The organism is Polaribacter sp. YIW18, assembly GCF_057219325.1.
Map to the genome: position 1 here is coordinate 151,059 of NZ_JBXVVE010000003.1, position 19,633 is coordinate 170,691.

At 30.7% G+C, this 19,633-nt stretch carries 13 protein-coding genes; 9 read left to right on the top strand and 4 right to left on the bottom strand.

Annotated features, from left to right (window positions below; genetic code table 11):
• Positions 1-5: 5 nt before the first annotated feature.
• Positions 6-827, top strand: a complete 822-nt coding sequence (locus AC2D6T_RS04585; RefSeq protein ID WP_484680618.1) for a class I SAM-dependent methyltransferase — start codon at positions 6-8, stop codon at positions 825-827.
• A 2-nt stretch (positions 828-829) separates the two neighbouring features.
• On the opposite strand, the gene AC2D6T_RS04590 is transcribed toward AC2D6T_RS04585, so the two are convergent.
• On the bottom strand, positions 830-1,324 hold the full coding sequence (locus AC2D6T_RS04590; protein WP_484680619.1) for a SixA phosphatase family protein: 495 nt from the start codon (positions 1,322-1,324) through the stop codon (positions 830-832).
• Between the two features lie 104 nt (positions 1,325-1,428).
• Positions 1,429-4,038, bottom strand: coding sequence for an ATP-dependent chaperone ClpB (gene clpB, locus AC2D6T_RS04595; protein WP_484680620.1), 2,610 nt, complete (start codon positions 4,036-4,038; stop codon positions 1,429-1,431).
• Between the two features lie 229 nt (positions 4,039-4,267).
• On the opposite strand from clpB, the gene ytxJ reads away from it, so the two are divergent.
• The 8 genes from ytxJ (at position 4,268) to AC2D6T_RS04635 (ending at position 13,041) form a co-directional block, all read left to right on the top strand.
• Positions 4,268-4,669: a bacillithiol system redox-active protein YtxJ gene (gene ytxJ, locus AC2D6T_RS04600; RefSeq protein ID WP_484680621.1), complete on the top strand. Its 402-nt coding sequence runs from the start codon at positions 4,268-4,270 to the stop codon at positions 4,667-4,669.
• A gap of 59 nt (positions 4,670-4,728) precedes the next feature.
• On the top strand, positions 4,729-6,276 hold the full coding sequence (locus tag AC2D6T_RS04605) for a DEAD/DEAH box helicase (protein ID WP_298948198.1): 1,548 nt from the start codon (positions 4,729-4,731) through the stop codon (positions 6,274-6,276).
• Positions 6,277-6,631: 355 nt separating this feature from the next.
• Positions 6,632-8,086, top strand: a complete 1,455-nt coding sequence (locus AC2D6T_RS04610; protein ID WP_484680622.1) for a type III PLP-dependent enzyme domain-containing protein — start codon at positions 6,632-6,634, stop codon at positions 8,084-8,086.
• A gap of 12 nt (positions 8,087-8,098) precedes the next feature.
• The gene (speB, locus tag AC2D6T_RS04615; protein ID WP_484680623.1) at positions 8,099-9,043 is read left to right on the top strand and encodes an agmatinase; all 945 of its coding nucleotides are present in this window, start codon (positions 8,099-8,101) and stop codon (positions 9,041-9,043) included.
• 98 nt (positions 9,044-9,141) lie between these two features.
• The gene (locus AC2D6T_RS04620) at positions 9,142-10,110 is read left to right on the top strand and encodes a deoxyhypusine synthase family protein (protein WP_438988374.1); all 969 of its coding nucleotides are present in this window, start codon (positions 9,142-9,144) and stop codon (positions 10,108-10,110) included.
• A 111-nt stretch (positions 10,111-10,221) separates the two neighbouring features.
• On the top strand, positions 10,222-10,500 hold the full coding sequence (locus AC2D6T_RS04625) for a hypothetical protein (RefSeq protein ID WP_484680624.1): 279 nt from the start codon (positions 10,222-10,224) through the stop codon (positions 10,498-10,500).
• 111 nt (positions 10,501-10,611) lie between these two features.
• Positions 10,612-11,469, top strand: a complete 858-nt coding sequence (locus AC2D6T_RS04630; protein WP_298948205.1) for a hydroxymethylglutaryl-CoA lyase — start codon at positions 10,612-10,614, stop codon at positions 11,467-11,469.
• Positions 11,470-11,523: 54 nt separating this feature from the next.
• Positions 11,524-13,041: a bifunctional metallophosphatase/5'-nucleotidase gene (locus AC2D6T_RS04635; protein WP_484680625.1), complete on the top strand. Its 1,518-nt coding sequence runs from the start codon at positions 11,524-11,526 to the stop codon at positions 13,039-13,041.
• Positions 13,042-13,120: 79 nt separating this feature from the next.
• On the opposite strand, the gene uvrB is transcribed toward AC2D6T_RS04635, so the two are convergent.
• Together uvrB and AC2D6T_RS04645 are read right to left on the bottom strand one after the other, a co-directional pair.
• Positions 13,121-15,109 (bottom strand): excinuclease ABC subunit UvrB, encoded by a 1,989-nt coding sequence (uvrB, locus tag AC2D6T_RS04640; protein ID WP_484680626.1) that lies wholly within the window; start codon positions 15,107-15,109, stop codon positions 13,121-13,123.
• Positions 15,110-15,177: 68 nt separating this feature from the next.
• Positions 15,178-19,602 (bottom strand): T9SS type B sorting domain-containing protein, encoded by a 4,425-nt coding sequence (locus tag AC2D6T_RS04645; protein ID WP_484680627.1) that lies wholly within the window; start codon positions 19,600-19,602, stop codon positions 15,178-15,180.
• Positions 19,603-19,633 lie beyond the last annotated feature (31 nt).

Genomic DNA, 19,633 nt, shown 5'->3' on the forward strand with positions numbered 1-19,633 from the left:
TCAAAATGAAAAAAAAACAACTTATTAGTAAAGAACTAGAAGCTTTTTACAATCAAGCATCAGAAGAAACACGTTTAGAATCTGGTATGGGTTTTTTTGAGTTTGAACGTATAAAATCTCTTATAGAAAGGCACATAAAAAAACCAAATGTAACCATTATAGATGTTGGTGGTGGTACAGGAAAATATGCAGAATGGTTAGCTGAAAAAGGGCATAAAGTACATGTCATAGAGCCTGTAGAAAAGCATGTAAAACTAGCTCAAAAAAGAGCAAACAAACTCAAAAATAAATTTACAGTAACTCTAGGTGAATCTCAAAATTTAGCAATTGAGAATGAAGTGGCAGATTTGGTAATTCTGCACGGACCATTATATCATCTTCAAAAAAAAGAAGACCGTTTGCAAACTATAAACGAAGCAAAAAGGGTGTTAAAAAAAAACGGACATATTTTAGGTTTTGCTATTAATTCCTCTGCATCTACAGTAGCTGGTTTAATGCAAGGTTTGGTGCATAAAAAACCTTTTTTAGAAATGTGTAAAACCGAATTAACAACAGGAATTCACAACCCACCAAAAGAATTTCCATGGTTATTGGCAGATGGTTTTTATCACAAACCCAAACAGTTAAAAAAGGAATTTACATCGCAAAATTTAGAAATTATCAATCTATTTGCTGTAGAAGGTATGATTTGGTTAGACAACGCGTATTTTGCAAACATGCTAAACCCTAAAAAAAAAGAAACTTTATTAGAAATTTTAAAAACGACAGAGTTAGATGAGTCTGTATTGGCTTTTAGCCCACATATGATGTTGGTTGCTAGAAAGTAAATTTACTTTACTTTTTTTACTTCACTTGTTGTTTTATCCTCAGAAATAGTTACAATATATAAGCTAGCATTATCATTGTCATCCATATTTTTATATTTTTTTTCTCCTAATATTTTATTTGCAAAAACAGGTGTGGTATTGCTATGGCCAACTACTAAAACTGTTTTTCCTGTTGTGTTAGCTCTAAAAATAGAGTCGTACATTTTTCTAGGATTATAACTTAAAACCTTTAAATGCTTAATGTCTGCTGTTGGTTTTGCAGTTTGTTGTGTTCTATTATAATTTGTAGAATAAACGGCATCTAACTGGATTTCTTTAAAATATGTTGCCCACTTTTTAGCTCTTTCTAACCCTTTTTCATTCAAATTTGGATTTTTATTGGTTTTATCTGTTCTATCTTTTTCAGCATGTCTAATTAAATAATAGGTAGTCTTATCATTAGAAGTACAAGAAAGTAGGTTAAAAGCAATAACTAAAAGGAAGAAATTTTTTTTCATCTGTAATAAATTTAATTACGAAAGTACAAAACAATTTTTTACAGTTAAAGACCCCATAGGTTTTTAAAACCTGTGGAGTCTAAATATTTATATATGATATATGTTTAAGAATTCGTAACCAAATCAGATTGATTTCTAAATACCAATTTATCATCAAAAGCATCTAATAAAATAATACTATCTGTGGTAATTTTACCTGCTAAAATTTCTTTAGATAATTGATTTAAAACCTCTTTTTGAATCACTCTTTTTACAGGTCTTGCTCCAAATTCTGGTTGATATCCTTTTTTAGCTAAGTAATTTATGGCTTCATCTGTGGCATCTAAAGTAATTTCTTGTTTGGCAATCATTTTCTTTAATTGCTCAATTTGTAATTTTACAATCTCAAAAATATCGTTTTTATGTAATGGTGTAAACATAATTACATCATCAATTCTGTTTAAAAACTCTGGTCTTACAGATTGTTTTAGCAATCCTAACACTTCAATTTTTGCAACTTCTGTAACTACCTCAATATCTGCTTTTGGGTCGTTAAATTTCTCTTGAATGATATGGCTTCCCATATTAGAAGTCATAATAATTATTGTGTTTTTAAAATCGGCAACTCTACCTTTGTTATCTGTTAATCTACCTTCATCTAATACTTGCAATAAAATATTAAAAGTATCTGGATGTGCTTTTTCAATTTCATCTAACAATACTACAGAATAAGGTCTTCTTTTAACAGCTTCTGTTAATTGACCGCCTTCATCATAACCTACATAACCTGGAGGCGCACCAACCAATCTACTAACACTGTGTTTCTCTTGATATTCACTCATATCAATACGTGTCATGGCATTTTCATCATCAAATAAATACTCAGCTAAAGCTTTTGCTAACTCAGTTTTACCAACACCTGTTGTACCTAAAAACAAGAAACTTCCAATGGGTTTATTTGGGTTTTGTAAACCAGCTCTAGAACGCCTAACAGCATCAGAAACAGCAACAATTGCTTCTTCTTGACCAACGACTCTTTTGTGTAATTGTTTTTCTAAAATTAATAGTTTATCTCGTTCAGATTGTATCATTTTTGTTACAGGAATTCCTGTCCATTTTGCAACAATCTCTGCAATATCCTCTAGATTTACTTCCTCTTTGATTAAAGATTTCTCATTCTGATTTTCACTTAAAATCTGCTGATATTCTTCAAGTTTTTCTTGAGCTTGTTTAATTTTACCATATCTAATTTCTGCAACTTTACCATAATCTCCTTCACGTTCGGCTCTTTCTGCTTCAATTTTAAAGTTTTCAATATCCGATTTTGTGTTTTGAATATTATCTACAACCTCTTTTTCAGATTTCCACTTTGCATTAATTTCGTTGCGTTCTTCTTTTAGATTTGCCAATTCAGAGCGTAAAGATTTTAATTTAACTTCATCTTTTTCTCGTTTAATAGCTTCAATTTCAATCTCTAATTGCATTACTTTACGATCTAAAACATCTAATTCTTCTGGTTTAGAGTTAATTTCCATTCGTAATTTAGAAGCAGCCTCATCCATTAAATCAATGGCTTTGTCTGGTAAAAAACGATTGGTTATGTAACGTTGAGATAATTCTACAGCACCAATTATAGCTTCGTCTTTAATGCGTACTTTATGATGCGTTTCATATTTTTCTTTAATTCCTCTTAAAATAGAAATCGCACTTTCTGTATCTGGTTCATTTACTTGAACTTTTTGGAAACGTCTTTCTAAAGCCTTGTCTTTTTCAAAATATTTTTGATATTCATCTAGAGTAGTGGCTCCAATTGCACGTAATTCTCCACGAGCCAAAGCGGGTTTTAAAATATTCGCAGCATCCATAGCACCTTGACCACCACCAGCACCTACTAAGGTATGAATTTCATCAATAAAAAGCACAATGTCTCCCTCTGCATTTGTAACTTCTTTTATGACCGCTTTTAAACGTTCTTCAAACTCACCTTTGTATTTTGCACCAGCAATTAAAGCACCCATATCTAAAGAAAAAATTAATTTGTCTTTTAGATTTTCGGGCACATCTCCATCTACAATTCTATGTGCTAAACCTTCTGCAATGGCAGTTTTACCTGTACCAGGTTCACCTACTAAAATTGGGTTGTTTTTGGTTCTACGTGATAAAATTTGTAATAATCTTCTAATTTCTTCATCTCTACCAATGACAGGGTCTAGCTTGCCGTCTTTTGCTAATTTGTTTAAGTTTTTAGCATATTTATTTAAAGAGTTATAAGTTTCTTCTGCGTTTTGAGAAGTTACTCTTTCTCCTTTTCTTAATTCATCTATAGCAGCATTTAAATCTTTTTCTGTTACACCTTGGTCTTTTAAAACCTGTGCAATATTAGAATTTGATTTATAAATAGCTAAAATTAAATGTTCAATAGATACATAATCATCTTTTCTGTTTTTTGCAATAATAGATGCTTCGTTTAAAGTTTTACCAGCCTCTCTAGAAAGCATTAAATCTGCACCTGTAACTTTTGGAAAACTCTCTAATTGCTTGTCTAAAATTTGTCGAATTACAATGCTATTTACGTTCAGTTTTTTTAATAAAAAAGGCAGCACATTTTCGTCTACCTTTGTTAAAGCTTTAAAAATATGTTCGTTTTCTATTTGATTATGACCAAAACTTTGCGCAATTTGTTGCGCCATTTGTATGGTCTCTTGTGATTTTGTTGTATAATTATTAAAGTCCATTTTTTTATTTCTTAGTTCCACTTTTTTTATATTCGAATAGAAAATGGAATCTCAATTCAATTTTTTGAAGATTTTTCATTTTCTAATTCACTTTTTTTGTTTCAAATTTAGTACCAATTCATTTTTAACAAAAAGAACAGTCATTTTGTCTTGAAAACTCTTGTTTTTACTGACTTTTTGACTGTTTAAAGTTTCTTATCTTTGTTGCCTAAATTATAAAAATTATAAAATGGGTATATTTAACAAGATGTTTGGAAATGAAAATAAAAAGGAATCAAAACCAGAAAAAAAGTCATATTTAAACTGGACTCCATTAACATCTTTAGATGAATTAGAGGCCATAAAAGAGCAATCTAAAACAGAAAGTGTATTCCTATTTAAACATTCTACAAGATGTGGTATTAGCAGTATGGTAATTAAACAATTTGAAAAACTTTTTACAGAAGAACATCAAAACTTAAAAGTTTATTATTTAGATTTATTAAATTACAGAAATATTTCTGATGAAGTTGGGTATTCCTTTCAAGTAATGCATCAATCACCCCAATTAATAGTGGTTAAAAACAGTGTTGCGGTCTTTAATGCTTCTCATTATGATATTACTCAAACTAATTTATCGAGATTTATCTAGTTAAAATTTGGGATAAACCTATTATAAGTCTTATTTTTGTGTCTTAAAATTTTAAATTTTTGGCAGATACAAACACTTCACAAGTAACAACAGGAAAAGAATTATACGGATACCAGAAAGACGCACTTCAAGAAATATTTAAACGTTTTGAAACTGCACCTAAAGATTATCATCTATTATATCAACTGCCAACAGGTGGTGGAAAAACAGTAATTTTTTCTGAAATTGTTAGGCGTTACTTAGAAACTTTTAAAAAGAAAGTTTTAGTGTTAACTCATAGAATTGAGTTAAGCAAACAGACTTCTAAGATGTTAGATGAGTTTGGTGTAACCAATAAAATCATTAATTCTACAGCAAAATTAGACGATCAAGATCAGTTCAATTGCTTTGTAGCAATGGTAGAAACTTTAAAAAATAGGCTGAATGATGAAAAATTAGATATTTCTGATATTGGCTTAGTCATTGTAGATGAGGCACATTACAATTCTTTTACAAAAATTTTTAAATTTTTTGATGAATCTTTTATACTTGGTGTAACAGCAACCCCTTTAAGTTCTAACATTAAATTACCAATGTATGAAAACTATCAAGAACTTTTTGTGGGAGAATCTATTCAGCATTTAATAGAAAATGGCTATCTAGCGCAAGCAAATATGTACTCTTATAATGTGGGTTTAACTTCTTTAGAAGTAGGTGCTAATGGAGATTATACAGTAAAATCTTCGGAAGATTTGTATATGAATACAGACATGCTTACCAAATTGGTAAGTGCCTATGAAGAAACCGCTAAAGGTAAAAAAACCTTGATATTTAACAATGGTATCAATACATCTATACAAGTTTTTCATGCTTTTAAAAAAGCTGGATACCCAATAGCGCATTTAGATAACACCAATACCAAAAAAGAACGTGAATTAATTTTACGTTGGTTTCATAAAACACCCAACGCAATTATTACCTCTGTAAGTATTTTAACTACCGGATTTGATGAACCAAGTATTGAGGCTATTATATTAAACAGAGCTACAAAATCGTTAACCTTATACTATCAAATGATAGGGCGTGGTTCTCGTATATTTGGTAATAAAACTACGTTTGATGTGGTAGATTTAGGAAACAACTTTCATAGATTTGGTCCTTGGGGTGCAGATTTAGACTGGCAAAAAATGTTTAGAGCACCAGACTATTATTTAGACGCCATCCTCTCTGATGAAGAAATAGAAAGTAACTTTAGATATGAGCTACCAGCAGATGTTAAAAAAGAGTTTGCAAAATCTACAGATACCTATTTTGATATGAAAAAGGTATACATAGATACCATAAAAGCAGGTGAGTCTTCTAAAAGAGTATTAGAAAAATCGATTGTACACCATGCAAAAATGTGTATAGAAAATAGTGAAGATGTTTTTGATGCACTTATTTTGGCAAAAATGTTAGGTGAAGAAATTGACGATAGAATAAATAGATATGCTAAATGTATTTCTAAAAGTACACATAATTTTGTTACCTGGTTAAAAGACGATTATAGGAAGAAATTGAATGCATACTTAAGAACTAATTTCGATGAAGACTTCGAAAAAATACATGGTTATCCTCCAGAAGAATAGTATTTTAAAGAAAATATAAAAAAGTGAAAAAAAAATTTCACTTTTTTTTGTTTTTTGTATTAAAAAAAATCTACATTTGAAATACTTACTTTAAGTGAAATGTTAAGTTTTTCTTGTTTCGGTAGTAACACACTTTGGGAGAAAGTTGGTTATAAGGCATTTTGGAAATGCGACGAAAAAATTAAGGTTTCTCCTTTTTATTTTCTTCAAGAATTGCAACTTGTTTCTAAGTTGCACGTAGTTTACTTACAAATATTACAGTGAAAAATAATCATTTATAATGATTATAAAATGCTACTAAAATATTTTTATGTTTTAGTAAATAAAACAGAACTGTAATATTTAAAATACAAAAGTGAAAACAAAATATATAGATATAATTGAGCAAACTTTCGATTTTCCTCAAGAAGAATTTACAACAGGAAACAATAAACTTTTCTGGCATGGAATTAATTTAATGGAATTAACAGCTAAATATGGAGCGCCACTTAAATTTACCTATTTGCCAAAAATTTCAGAAAACATAAAAAAAGCCAAAAATTGGTTTCAAAATAGTATCGAAAAGCATAATTATAAAGGAAATTATTTTTATAGTTATTGTACAAAAAGCTCGCATTTTAAACATGTTTTAAATGAAGCTTTAAAAAATGATATTCATATAGAAACTTCATCTGCCTTTGACATTGATATTGTAAAAAACCTTAAAAAGGAAGGTAAAATAAAAGACAACACCTTTGTAATTTGTAATGGTTTTAAAAGAGATCAATACATAAAAAATATCGGTGGCTTAATTAATGATGGTCATAAAAACTGTATTCCCATTATTGATAATTTTGAGGAGTTACCTCTTTTACAAAAAGAGACTAAAAAAACATTTAAAGTGGGTATTAGAATAGCTTCTGAAGAAGAGCCAAAGTTTGAGTTTTATACTTCTAGATTGGGTATTGGCTATAAAAATATCGTTTCTTTTTATGAACGTGAAATTGCAAACAACAAACAAGTTGATTTAAAAATGTTACATTTTTTTATTAATACAGGTATTAAAGACAATGCCTATTATTGGAACGAACTAATGAAATGTTTAAACGTCTATATCAACCTAAAAAAAGTATGCCCAACTTTAGATAGCTTAAATATTGGTGGTGGTTTTCCTATTAAAAATTCATTGGCTTTTGATTATGATTATGCCTATATGATAGATGAAATTATTAATCAAGTTCAACAATCTTGTCATGAAGCAGAAGTAGAAGTACCGCATATTTTTACAGAGTTTGGCAGTTTTACTGTTGGCGAATCTGGAGCTACAATTTACGAAGTTTTATATCAGAAAAAACAAAACGATCGAGAACGTTGGAATATGATTAATTCATCATTTATAACCACTTTACCAGATTCTTGGGCTATAAATAAACGTTTTATCATGTTGCCAATAAATAAATGGAATCATAAATATGAACGTGTTTTATTAGGTGGTTTAACTTGTGATAGTGATGACTACTACAACTCAGAACAACATATGAATGGTATTTATTTGCCAGTTTATGAAAAAGAGAAGCCTTTATATATTGGGTTTTTTAATACAGGTGCATATCAAGAAAGTATTGGTGGTTTTGGTGGATTACAACATTGTTTAATTCCGCATCCAAAACACTTACTAATAGATAGAAATGAAAAAGGAGAATTAACCTATAGAATTTTTAAAGAACAACAAAAAAGTAGCGAATTACTCTCTATTTTAGGATATGAAAATAATTCGGACTTAACACATAAAGAAACAAAAAAATTAATTAAAGAAAATGTGTTGAAATAACACAATATTAAAATGGAAACTAAGAATACTTATGCAGGAATTCCACAAGAATATGGAAACCTAGCAACATCAAAAATTGTAATTATTCCTGTTCCTTATGACGGAACTAGTACTTGGCAAAAAGGCGCAGATAAAGGGCCTCAAGCTTTTTTAGATGCTTCTGAAAATATGGAATTATATGATATAGAAACCGACTCTGAAGTTTATAAAGAAGGTATTTTTTTAGTAGACCCAATTTTAGAAAATGCATCTCCAGAAGCAATGGTAGAAGCTGTGCATGAAACCACAAAAAAGTTTATTAACAGAAACAAATTTGTAACTCTTTTTGGAGGAGAACATTCCATTTCTATTGGTGCAATTAGAGCATTTAACGAGTGTTTTAACAACTTAACAGTGCTGCATATAGATGCACATGCAGATTTAAGAAAAGAGTACGAAGGTACTAAATACAACCACGCTTGTGCCGTTTACGAAGCAAATTCAACAACCAATTTAGTACAAGTTGGTATTAGAAGTATGGATATTTCAGAAAAAAGAGAAATGAATCCAGAAAAAGTGTTTTTTGCACATGATATGGCCGTAAATGAAGATTGGATGGAAGATGTAATTGATCAACTAACAAGCAATGTTTTTATTACGTTTGATTTAGATGCTTTAGATTCATCAATATTTCCAAGCACAGGCACACCAGAACCAGGAGGTTTATTTTATTACGAAACTTTAAATTTTTTAAAACAAGTTTTCGAACAAAAAAATGTGGTTGGTTTTGATATGGTAGAGCTATGTCCAAACGAAAAAGAGAAATCATCAGACTTTTTAGCGGCTAAAATGTATTATAAAATGTTAAGCTACAAATTTTCTTCTAAAGATGATATATATAATGTTGGTAATGATGTTGACATAACAAAAAAACCATTTAATATATTGTCTAAATTTAAAAACGATGATGATTATTAGTTTAAAATAATAATTCAGAAGGTAGAAAGTTTAGAGGTACATTATTTAACTTTAAACGATTATGAGTAGTTAAAATACCTGAAAATAAATTATAAAAAATGAAAAAACCGATTACAGATTTTATAGAAAAACACTTTTTACACTTTAATGCTGCTGCTTTAGTAGATGCAGCAAAAGGCTATGAAGAGCAGTTAAAAAAAGGAAATAAAATGTTAGTTTCTTTAGCAGGAGCAATGAGTACAGCAGAATTAGGTCAAATTTTTGCAGAAATGATTCGCAAAGATAAAGTGCAAATTATTTCTTGTACTGGTGCCAATTTAGAAGAAGATATCATGAATTTGGTAGCACATTCTCACTACAAAAGAGTACCTAATTATAGAGACTTAACACCTCAAGATGAATGGGATTTATTAGAAAAAGGATTGAATAGAGTTACAGACACCTGTATACCTGAAGAAGAAGCATTTAGAAGAATACAAAAGCATATTGTAAAAATTTGGAAAGATGCAGAAAAAAATGGTGAACGTTATTTACCTCATGAATACATGTATAAATTATTGCTTTCTGGAGTTTTAGAGCAATATTATGAGATAGATATTAAAAACTCTTGGATGTATGCAGCTGCAGAAAAAAAAATACCTATTGTTTGTCCTGGTTGGGAAGATTCTACAATGGGAAATATTTTTGCATCTTATGTTTTAAAGGGAGAATTGCAAGCTTCTACTATGAAATCGGGTATAGAATACATGACTTTTCTGGCAGATTGGTATACAAATAATTCAGAAAATGGTATTGGATTCTTTCAAATAGGAGGTGGTATTGCTGGAGATTTTCCAATTTGTGTGGTACCTATGTTGTATCAAGATATGGAAAGAACAGATACGCCATTTTGGAGTTACTTTTGTCAAATTTCAGATTCAACAACGAGTTATGGTTCCTATTCTGGTGCAGTACCTAACGAAAAAATAACGTGGGGAAAATTAGATATTGATACACCAAAATTTATCATAGAAAGTGATGCAACTATTGTTGCTCCACTAATTTTTGCTTATCTGCTACAAATGTAAAAAATTTATCAATTTGATCACAAACGAGTACTTCTAATTAAGAGTTTTAATAAAATAATATATTTATTTTTAAAAATACATAGTTTAAAATAACATTCAAATAAATAAAAAATGAAAAGAGTAATTGTAGAATATGCAAAACTAACCAAAGATATTTTAGATATGTTAATCAATAAGTATCCAGATGGTTATGATTATGGAGATATTATTTCCTTTAAAAATGCAAAAGGAGAAACTATTAAAGCTATAGAAGTTAAAACTGAAGATACAATTTATTTAGTAAAAATAAGCGAACGACTAGAAAATGCTATGGAAGAATACGCAGAAGACGAAGAGTTTTTTGACGAGAATGATGATTTTGATGCAAATGATATTGAAACCGAAGCTTAAATATTGGTTAAAATATTTAAACTTCATTTTATCAAATTAAGCTTTTGAATTAGAAACTAATAAGTATTTAATTAATTTTAAAACATCATAAGTTTCTATATCTTTGAGATAATGAAAAAAATCAAAATCATAGAATGTCCAAGAGATGCCATGCAAGGCATCAAAAGTCATTTTATACCTACAGAAAAAAAAGCGTTGTATATCAATTCGCTTTTAAAAGTAGGGTTTGATACAATTGATTTTGGCAGTTTTGTTTCTCCAAAGGCAATTCCACAAATGCGCGATACCGCTGCTGTTTTAGAAAAATTAGACCTCTCTAAAACTAGTAGTAAATTATTGGCAATAATAGCAAATATAAGAGGGGCCAATGATGCTGTTCAATTTGAAGAAATTGATTATTTGGGCTATCCGTTTTCTATATCAGAAAATTTTCAAATGCGTAATACGCATAAAACCATAGCAGAATCTGTTGTAACGTTAGATAAGATTTTAAATTTAGCAGAAAAAAATAACAAACAAGTTGTTGCGTATTTGTCTATGGGTTTTGGGAATCCTTATGGAGATCCATGGAATGTGGAAATAGTAGGAGAATGGACAGAAAAACTTTATACAATGGGAGTGAAGATTTTATCATTATCAGATACCATTGGTAGTTCTACACCAAAAATAATAAACTATTTATTTTCTAATTTAATTCCTAACTATCCTAAAATTGAATTTGGTGCTCATTTACATACAACACCAGACAAGTGGCACGAAAAAGTTGATGCAGCTTACAAATCTGGCTGTAATCGTTTTGATGGTGCTATTAAAGGTTATGGTGGTTGCCCAATGGCAAAAGACGAATTAACAGGTAACATGCCAACAGAAAAACTACTAAGTTATTTTACAACACAAAAAGCAGGTACAAATATAAAACCTATGAGTTTTGAAAGTGCTTACAATAAAGCGTTAGAAATTTTTATTTAGTATGTCGTAATACAATCAAAAAATATTTGTTTAAAATACCACTGCAAATAAATTATGAAAACTTTTAAAACATTTTTTTTACTAACAATTCTAATCTTCTTTTCTTCCTGCACAAAGGACGATAACAAAATAGATTTTACATTTCTACAAATAAACGATGTTTATGAAATTGCACCTATTCAAGGCGGTGAATTTGGAGGAATGTCAAGAGTAGAAACTGTACATCAAGAATTGTTACAAGAAAATCCAAATACAATGCTATTTTTGGCTGGCGATTTTTTAAATCCTTCTTTATTGGGAACTATAAAGGTTGATGGAAAAAGAGTGAAGGGAAAACAAATGGTAGAGGTAATGAATGCTATGAATTTTGATTTAGTAGCCTTTGGTAATCATGAGTTTGATGTTTCACAAAAAGAGTTGCAACAAAGATTAAATGAAAGTAATTTTCCTTGGATTTCTGCGAATGTAAAATTAAAAACGAAAGAAGTAGCAATTCCTTTTTATAAAGAGAAAAATGGTCAAAAAGAAGCTATAAAAGAGACTTTTATAAAAGAAATCTCAGATAAAGACGGAACTAAAATAAAAATAGGCTTTATCAGTGTTACTTTACCTTCAAATCCAAAAGATTATGTAGCATATGATAATATGTTTATAAAAGCAAGAGCTTCTTATGCAGCCATTAAAGATTCTGTAGATGTTGTTTTTGGTTTGACACACGTTAAAATTGGCAACGATAAAAGAATTGCGAAATTAATTCCAGATTTGCCACTAATTATGGGAGGTCATGAACATACAAACTCTTTAGATACTATTGGAAATGTGTTAATTACAAAGGCAGATGCCAATGCAAAAACGGCATATATTCATAAAATTTCTTACAATAAAAAAACAAAGAAAACCAAAGTAATTTCTGAATTAAAAGAAATTAATTCATCTGTAAAAAAAGATCAAAAAGTAGCTGCTATTGTTGATAAGTGGCAGACGATCTTAATATCAAAAATTAAAGAAATTATTCCAAACTCTGATGAAGTAATATTTAGTGCAAAAACACCTTTAGACGGAAGAGATACACCTGTAAGAAGTCAACAAACTAATTTAGGAAAACTTATAACGTCTGCTATGTCTTTTGCCTTTGATGATCAAGTAGATGCAGCTCTGGTAAATGGAGGTTCTATTAGAATTGATGACCAATTGAGAGGCAATATAACACCTATTGATATTTTTAGAGTATTGCCTTATGGAGGAGATATTGTAAAAGTGGCAATAAAAGGAAGATTGTTAAAGCGTGTTTTAGATTATGGCCAATTAGCAGCAGGAACAGGCGCATATTTACACAGACACAATGTAACTTTACAAGAAAAAGATTGGTTTGTTGGGGGAGAAAAAATCAATCCAAACAAAACCTATACAGTTGCCTTTTCTGACTATTTATTAAAAGGGTTTGATATTCCTTTTTTATCAGATAAAAACAAAGAAGTACTTTCTGTATATCATCCAAAAGAAACAGAATTAGCGTTTGATATTCGAAAGGCAGTTGTTGCATATTTAAAACAAAAAAAGAACGCTAAATAGCGTTCTTTTGAAACTTACACACTTTATCAGATACAGCCTTTTTATTTATCTGTTTGTTTATAAGATTAAAACTTCTTTTTTATACACTTTCTTTTAAAACAGTAATTTCATCACGTAATTTTGCAGCAGCAATAAAGTCTAAAGCTTTGGCAGCTGTTTCCATTTGTTTACGTTTGTCTCTAATACGTTTTTCTATTTCTTCTTTAGGTAAATATTGCAGATCTTGTTCTGCAGCTACTTGTTTTGCGTTGTCATAATGATAGCTAGACACTGCAGTTTTGGTTAATGTATTGTCAATTTTTTTGTTAATCTGGGTAGGAGTAATATTGTTCTTGATGTTGTAAGCAATTTGCTTTTCTCTTCTACGTTCAGTTTCATCTATGGTTTTTTGCATGCTTTCTGTTATTTTATCTGCATACATAATTGCCAAACCATTTACATTTCTAGCGGCTCTACCTACTGTTTGCGTTAAAGATTTGGTATTTCTTAAAAAACCTTCTTTATCTGCATCTAAAATAGCGACTAAAGACACTTCTGGTAAATCTAAACCTTCTCTTAATAAGTTTACCCCAATTAATACATCAAACAAACCTTTGCGTAAATCTTGCATAATTTCTACACGTTCTAAAGTATCTACATCAGAATGGATGTACCTACAACGTATATCAACTCGTGTTAAATATTTAGTTAATTCTTCTGCCATTCTCTTGGTTAAAGTTGTTACCAATGTGCGTTCGTCTTTTTCAACTCTTTGTTGTATTTCTTCAATTAAATCGTCAATTTGATTCAAACTAGGTCTTACTTCTATTGGTGGATCCAATAAACCTGTAGGTCTAATAATTTGTTCAACAAAAACACCTTCTGTTTTTTGTAATTCGTAATCAGCCGGAGTTGCAGAAACAAAAATAGTTTGGTTTTGAATGGCTTCAAATTCATCAAACTTTAAAGGTCTATTGTCCATGGCAGCTGGCAAACGAAAACCATATTCAACCAAATTTTCTTTTCTACTTCTATCTCCACCATACATGGCATGTGTTTGCGGAACTGTAACGTGACTTTCATCTATCACCATTAAATAATCATCTGGAAAATAATCTAACAAACAGAAAGGTCTTGTACCTGGTTGTCTGCCATCTAAATATCTAGAATAGTTTTCGATTCCTGAACAATAGCCCAATTCACGTATCATTTCTAAATCGAATTCTGTACGTTCTTTAATTCTTTTAGCTTCTAAATGTTTGCCTATTTCATTAAAAAAATCTACCTGTTTCATCATGTCTTCTTGAATTTGATGAATGGCATTTTGTAAAACATCTGGAGAGGTTACAAACAAGTTTGCTGGGTAAATGCTTAACTCGTCAAAAGTATTTATAACTGCATTGCTTTCTAAATCGAACAATTCTATTTCCTCAATTTCATCACCAAAAAAGTGAATTCTATATCCATTATCACCATAAGATGGATAAATAGTGACTACATCACCTTTTACCTTAAAAGTTCCGCTTTTTACTTCATGTTCGGTTCTAGCGTATAAACTTTGCACTAATTGATGTAAAAATTTGGTTCTAGAAATTAATTGGCCCACAGCCACAGGAATAATATTTCTTTTAAATTCGGTAGGATTTCCAATACCATACAAGCAAGAAACAGAGGCTACAACTAGTACATCTCTTCTACCAGAAAGTAGGGAAGAAGTGGTGCTTAAACGCAACCTTTCGATGTCTTCATTAATAGATAAATCTTTTTCTATATAAGTGCCTGTAACAGGTATGTATGCTTCTGGTTGATAATAATCGTAATAAGAAACAAAATATTCTACAGCATTATCTGGAAAAAACTGTTTAAACTCAGAATATAATTGTGCAGCTAAGGTTTTATTATGAGCTAAAACCAAGGTAGGTTTTTTAACTTCTTGCACAACATTAGCAACCGTAAATGTTTTACCAGAACCAGTAACACCTAATAAAGTTTGATATTTTTCGCCATTGTTAATTGCTTGCGAAAGTTCTTTAATAGCTTGTGGTTGGTCTCCTGTGGGAGAAAATTCTGAAACGAGTTTGAATTGCATACTGTAAAAATACGGATTGTAAATGTATTTTTATTTTCTAATTAGACTAAACTTTCCTGTTTTTATTCTCATCTTCTAACCAAAGAAAAATTTCCTTTTTTGTTGATGGTTGGTTTAGTGTTGTCAGCAGGAATTAAGGTGATGTTATACCAATAATCATCTGAGGTTAGTAATTTGCCATTGTAAGTACCATTCCAACCTTGGGAGTCTACAGGAATTTGTGCGACTAATTTACCATACCTATTAAAAATATTGATACTTGCATTCGGATAAAAAGTTTTGTTAGCGCCTTTTACTGCCCAAGTATCATTTTTACCATCGCCATTTGGTGTAAAGAATTTTGGAAACTGAATAACAGAAACTTGCAAAGTAGCATCTGGTACACAGCCATTTTTATCGTTTACAATAATGGTGTAAATACCACCTTCTAAGTTTTCAAATAAAGGTTCGTTTTGAAATGGAGTGGTGGTGTTTTTATCATCATTTTTTAATGCAAATTGATAATCACCAGGACCTAAATCGTTATTTATAGTATCTATAGAGATGGATAAATTTGCATCACTGCTAATAATATTTCCTTCATCTACAATGGTTACAAAGCTAGGCAATAGATTTGCAGGATTGGATTCGTTCACAACAATGGTCTCTGATCTAGTACAATTGGTACCATTGGTTGTGGTTGCAGTAACTGTGTAATTTCCACCTACTGTAACATCTGCAGTTTCTGTAAAACTAATAATTGTTCCAGAGGAATCTTTCCATTCATAATTGTAAACCTCTGCAGGATTTTCTACCCCAATGGTTAAGGATGTATCATTCAAACAAAAAATTTGAGGAGAAGTTACTGTAAAATCAGGTAAAGGATTTACAATTAATTGAAAACGAGCATCATCATTTATACACAAAGTTCTTTTATTTTGAATGCGAACAAAAATAGTTTCTGTAGGATTTGAATTGGTATAAGGAGATGTTAATTGGTTGTTTCCAGAAGTAGCATCTGCTTGGTTTTCGTGGAAGGTTACAATAAAATCATCTGGGTCTTGTGAGCCTAATAAAGGAGGAATTTGGCTATCTAAATCGATATTTTGAATGATTCCATTAGTATCATCACCATCCAAATCATCATCACAATAAGAAAGGTTAGAAACTGGAGTAAAAGTAGGCTCTGGATTTACAATAACATCAAAATTAGAAATACCATTTACACAAGAGGTTGTTGTGTTAACAACACGTACATAAATGGTTTCTCTGTTGGGTTTAAAATTCGAATAAGGCGAACTTAAAGGGTTGTTTCCATTTTGAGCTTCAGCCAACGTTCTATGATAAGAAACTGAGTAATTTGCAGGATCTTGAGCCCCCAAAATGCCTGAGGTTTGCGATGTTAAATCGATAGATTGTGAAAAGCCATTTCTTGCAGAACCATCAGAATTATCATCACAGATTTCTAAATCTGCCACAAAATTTGCCACAGGAATAGGATTTACAATTAGATTAAAACTGGTATGATCTGTAAAACAACCAGTGTTATTGTTGGTTACTCGTACAAAAATTGGTTGTATATCTCTAAGTTTATTTTCAAAAGGTGAAGCTTGTGGGTTTGAACCTGAATTTGCTTCAGCTGCAGAAAGGTGGTAGGTTACCGAAAAATCGGCAGGATTTTGAGAGGCTAAAATAGTAGCTGTTTGAGCTTCTAAGTCGAAGTTTTGTATAACTCCGTTTTCTGCATCACCATCTGTAACATCATCACATAATTCTAAATCTGTAACTGGGTTTGCAGTTGGTACAGAGTTAATTTGAAGGTTAAATTGCCCCAAACCTTGACAGTTATTATTTATAGTACTTAATATTTTATAGTAAATAGGAAATTGAATTCCACCAGGAACGTTTGTAATCTCTATTTTATTTAAATTATTTCTATAATTAGTAATATCGATTTCATTTAAAGAGTTTGCTCTGTCTGTAATGTTTTCGTAAAATGTAACTTCTGTATTTGGTGGCGGATTTATACCTGATATTATTGCATTTTCATCTAAAGAAAAATGGGTTATACCATCTGTATCACTATTCATACCAGGAGTATCTACACCATTCGCATCTAAAAAATCGTCACATTCTGCTGGTTGTAATACATTGTATGGATTGTCTGGAGTTTGGCCAACATTTATGGTTAACTCAACAATATCTCTGGTACAGTTTTGGCTTGTAAAGACTTTAACAAATACAGACTGTGTAGCATTCGGTTGAACAGGATAAGAGGTAATGTTTGTAATTTCTGATGCACCTAAAGCATCTGAAAAAAACTGAAATCTTACATTTGGGATATTAGAAATACTGAGTTGTGCTGAAGTTAAGTTAATTGTAGGATTGGTGTTATTTGCACTAACACAGTGGTCAAAAATTGGATTTGATGAAACTACGGGCAAAGGATCTACAATGAGTTCTAATGTTTTAGAAGTATCAAAACAAGCAGCGTTGTTTATGTTTTCTACTCTAATGTAAACGGTTTGAGAGTTGGTTACAGAATGGTTGGTATTCTTATTGATTATGGTGCTAGCATCATTGGTTTCTGCACCTAATTGAGTTGTGTGATAGGTGATGATGTATTGTGTATTATTTAAAGTACCCAATATCTCTGAATCCTTTGAGCTTAATACAAAATTATTAATGACTCGATCAGTATCTCCACCAGCACTTGCATTGTCATCACAAATTCTGTAAGGTGTTGGTTGTATAGGTTCTGGAAACCCAGTTACTGCAAGTTTAAATGCAGTAATATTAAAACAAGCATTTGGTGCTTTTGTATTTTGTACTCTTGCATAAACTATTTGCGAGCTAAAAGCAGTTGGGTTTGTAAAAGAATCTGGTAAAGGATTATCTCCTGAATTAGCATCAGCTAAATTATCAAAATATAATACATCAAAAATTGCTGGGTCTAAACTGCCTAAAATCGTGTTTTTATTTTCTGTGGTTAAATCGAATGTATTAAATCCATCATTATCTGTGTCACAAAAAAGAATGTCATTTGGTTTCGTAGCAACTGCAGCTTCAAACACGCCTATATTAAAAGTAGCTTCATATTTTGTAATATTTCCACAATCATCGGTAAGTTCTAAAACTAAAGTATATTTACCTGCATTTGCTGGAGAAATATTAGTTAAAACTAAATTTTGATCGTTAGAAACTACAGATGTGTTTGTGCCATTGTCAAAAGTCCATTCATAAGTTCTATTGTTACCAGAGATTGTCTCTGGTGAAAGTGTCTTATTTTCTCCAATACAAAACTCTAAATCTTGGTTATTGATAACGATATCTTTATCAACATCTTTTATTTCGATTGGAAGTAATAAAGATGATAAAAAAGGAGGTAAACCCTGGCCAGCTGTAATCGCTCCATTTCCAACTCTAACTGTTTGATGAGAGTAGTCACATGCTATCCCTAATTCGTCTGGTTTATTAACAACACTTATAAAATTAGAATTATTAGAGGCCCAGTATATTTTTCCATCAGGACCTAATTGTAAAGCCCCTCTAGTATTTACATATTGGTGAACAAGGTATCGGCTAGCATTAATTTCTGTTAAGGTTGGTTTTGTTAAATCAAATTGATATAAGCTTTCAATAGATTCGGTAAAAGAACCAGTAGATAAGTATAATCTTCTACTAGAAGCAGAAAACTCTACACCATAAACTTCTTCAAAAATGTTAAGTTGATTTGCAAAACTAGTGTTGTTAAAATTTGTAACCTCTCCAGTTTTATCGTTAAAATTAAATAAATAAGCCCTATTACTCATATTTCCAGAAACTAACTTTGTGCCATCTGGCGATACTTTTAAATATCCTCTTGGATCGCTAGTCGCATTATAGCCAATAATAGTACTTACTTTTGGGTCTCCCGAATTAACACCTTTATTATCTACTTTGTATGCATAGAAATTGTTACCATGTGCAGAGATAACCCAAAAAGTACTGCAATCTTTTGCTTTTACAGCTGTTACTTTTTCAGACCAATTAGGATGATCAGAAAGATTTCCTAAAACGACAGGGCCAGCTACAACATCACCTAAACCACCATTTAAAGACATATCTATTGTATAATACCAAAAACCAGCATTTTCACTAGATTGTGCACCAACCGTAAATAAATAATAAATATTAGGTTTTCCAGGTGCTGGTATAGTTAAAGCAGATTGTGAACTTGAAGAATCTCCTTCTAAACCAGTACCATTAGGCATGGGGGTGTTATTTTTATTCCAAATGGTTAAATTTCTACCATCAGATGTTGGGGCTCCTACATAAAATAATAAATTACCATTCGCATCAGAGAATGAAGAGCAGCCTTCTAAAGTATTTAATTGACTTCCATTGACTGGAACTGGACTGCCAGAATTAAAATCTAAAGCAGCTCCATTACCAAAATACCAAAAATTAGCTTCTTTTTGTGAAAATGTATTTAATGAAATAAATAGTAAAAATAGCGATAATATATTTTTCATCTGACGGTATTTCTATTCTTTAGTTCAAATA

What these genes read in the sequence shown, in the direction of transcription:
- AC2D6T_RS04585 (WP_484680618.1), top strand. Translation starts at nt 6, where the DNA reads ATGAAAAAAAAACAACTTATTAGTAAAGAACTAGAAGCTTTTTACAAT.
- AC2D6T_RS04590 (WP_484680619.1), bottom strand. Translation starts at nt 1,324, where the DNA reads ATGAAAAAAAATTTCTTCCTTTTAGTTATTGCTTTTAACCTACTTTCT.
- clpB (WP_484680620.1), bottom strand. Translation starts at nt 4,038, where the DNA reads ATGGACTTTAATAATTATACAACAAAATCACAAGAGACCATACAAATG.
- ytxJ (WP_484680621.1), top strand. Translation starts at nt 4,268, where the DNA reads ATGGGTATATTTAACAAGATGTTTGGAAATGAAAATAAAAAGGAATCA.
- speB (WP_484680623.1), top strand. Translation starts at nt 8,099, where the DNA reads ATGGAAACTAAGAATACTTATGCAGGAATTCCACAAGAATATGGAAAC.
- AC2D6T_RS04620 (WP_438988374.1), top strand. Translation starts at nt 9,142, where the DNA reads ATGAAAAAACCGATTACAGATTTTATAGAAAAACACTTTTTACACTTT.
- AC2D6T_RS04625 (WP_484680624.1), top strand. Translation starts at nt 10,222, where the DNA reads ATGAAAAGAGTAATTGTAGAATATGCAAAACTAACCAAAGATATTTTA.
- AC2D6T_RS04630 (WP_298948205.1), top strand. Translation starts at nt 10,612, where the DNA reads ATGAAAAAAATCAAAATCATAGAATGTCCAAGAGATGCCATGCAAGGC.
- AC2D6T_RS04635 (WP_484680625.1), top strand. Translation starts at nt 11,524, where the DNA reads ATGAAAACTTTTAAAACATTTTTTTTACTAACAATTCTAATCTTCTTT.
- uvrB (WP_484680626.1), bottom strand. Translation starts at nt 15,109, where the DNA reads ATGCAATTCAAACTCGTTTCAGAATTTTCTCCCACAGGAGACCAACCA.
- AC2D6T_RS04645 (WP_484680627.1), bottom strand. Translation starts at nt 19,602, where the DNA reads ATGAAAAATATATTATCGCTATTTTTACTATTTATTTCATTAAATACA.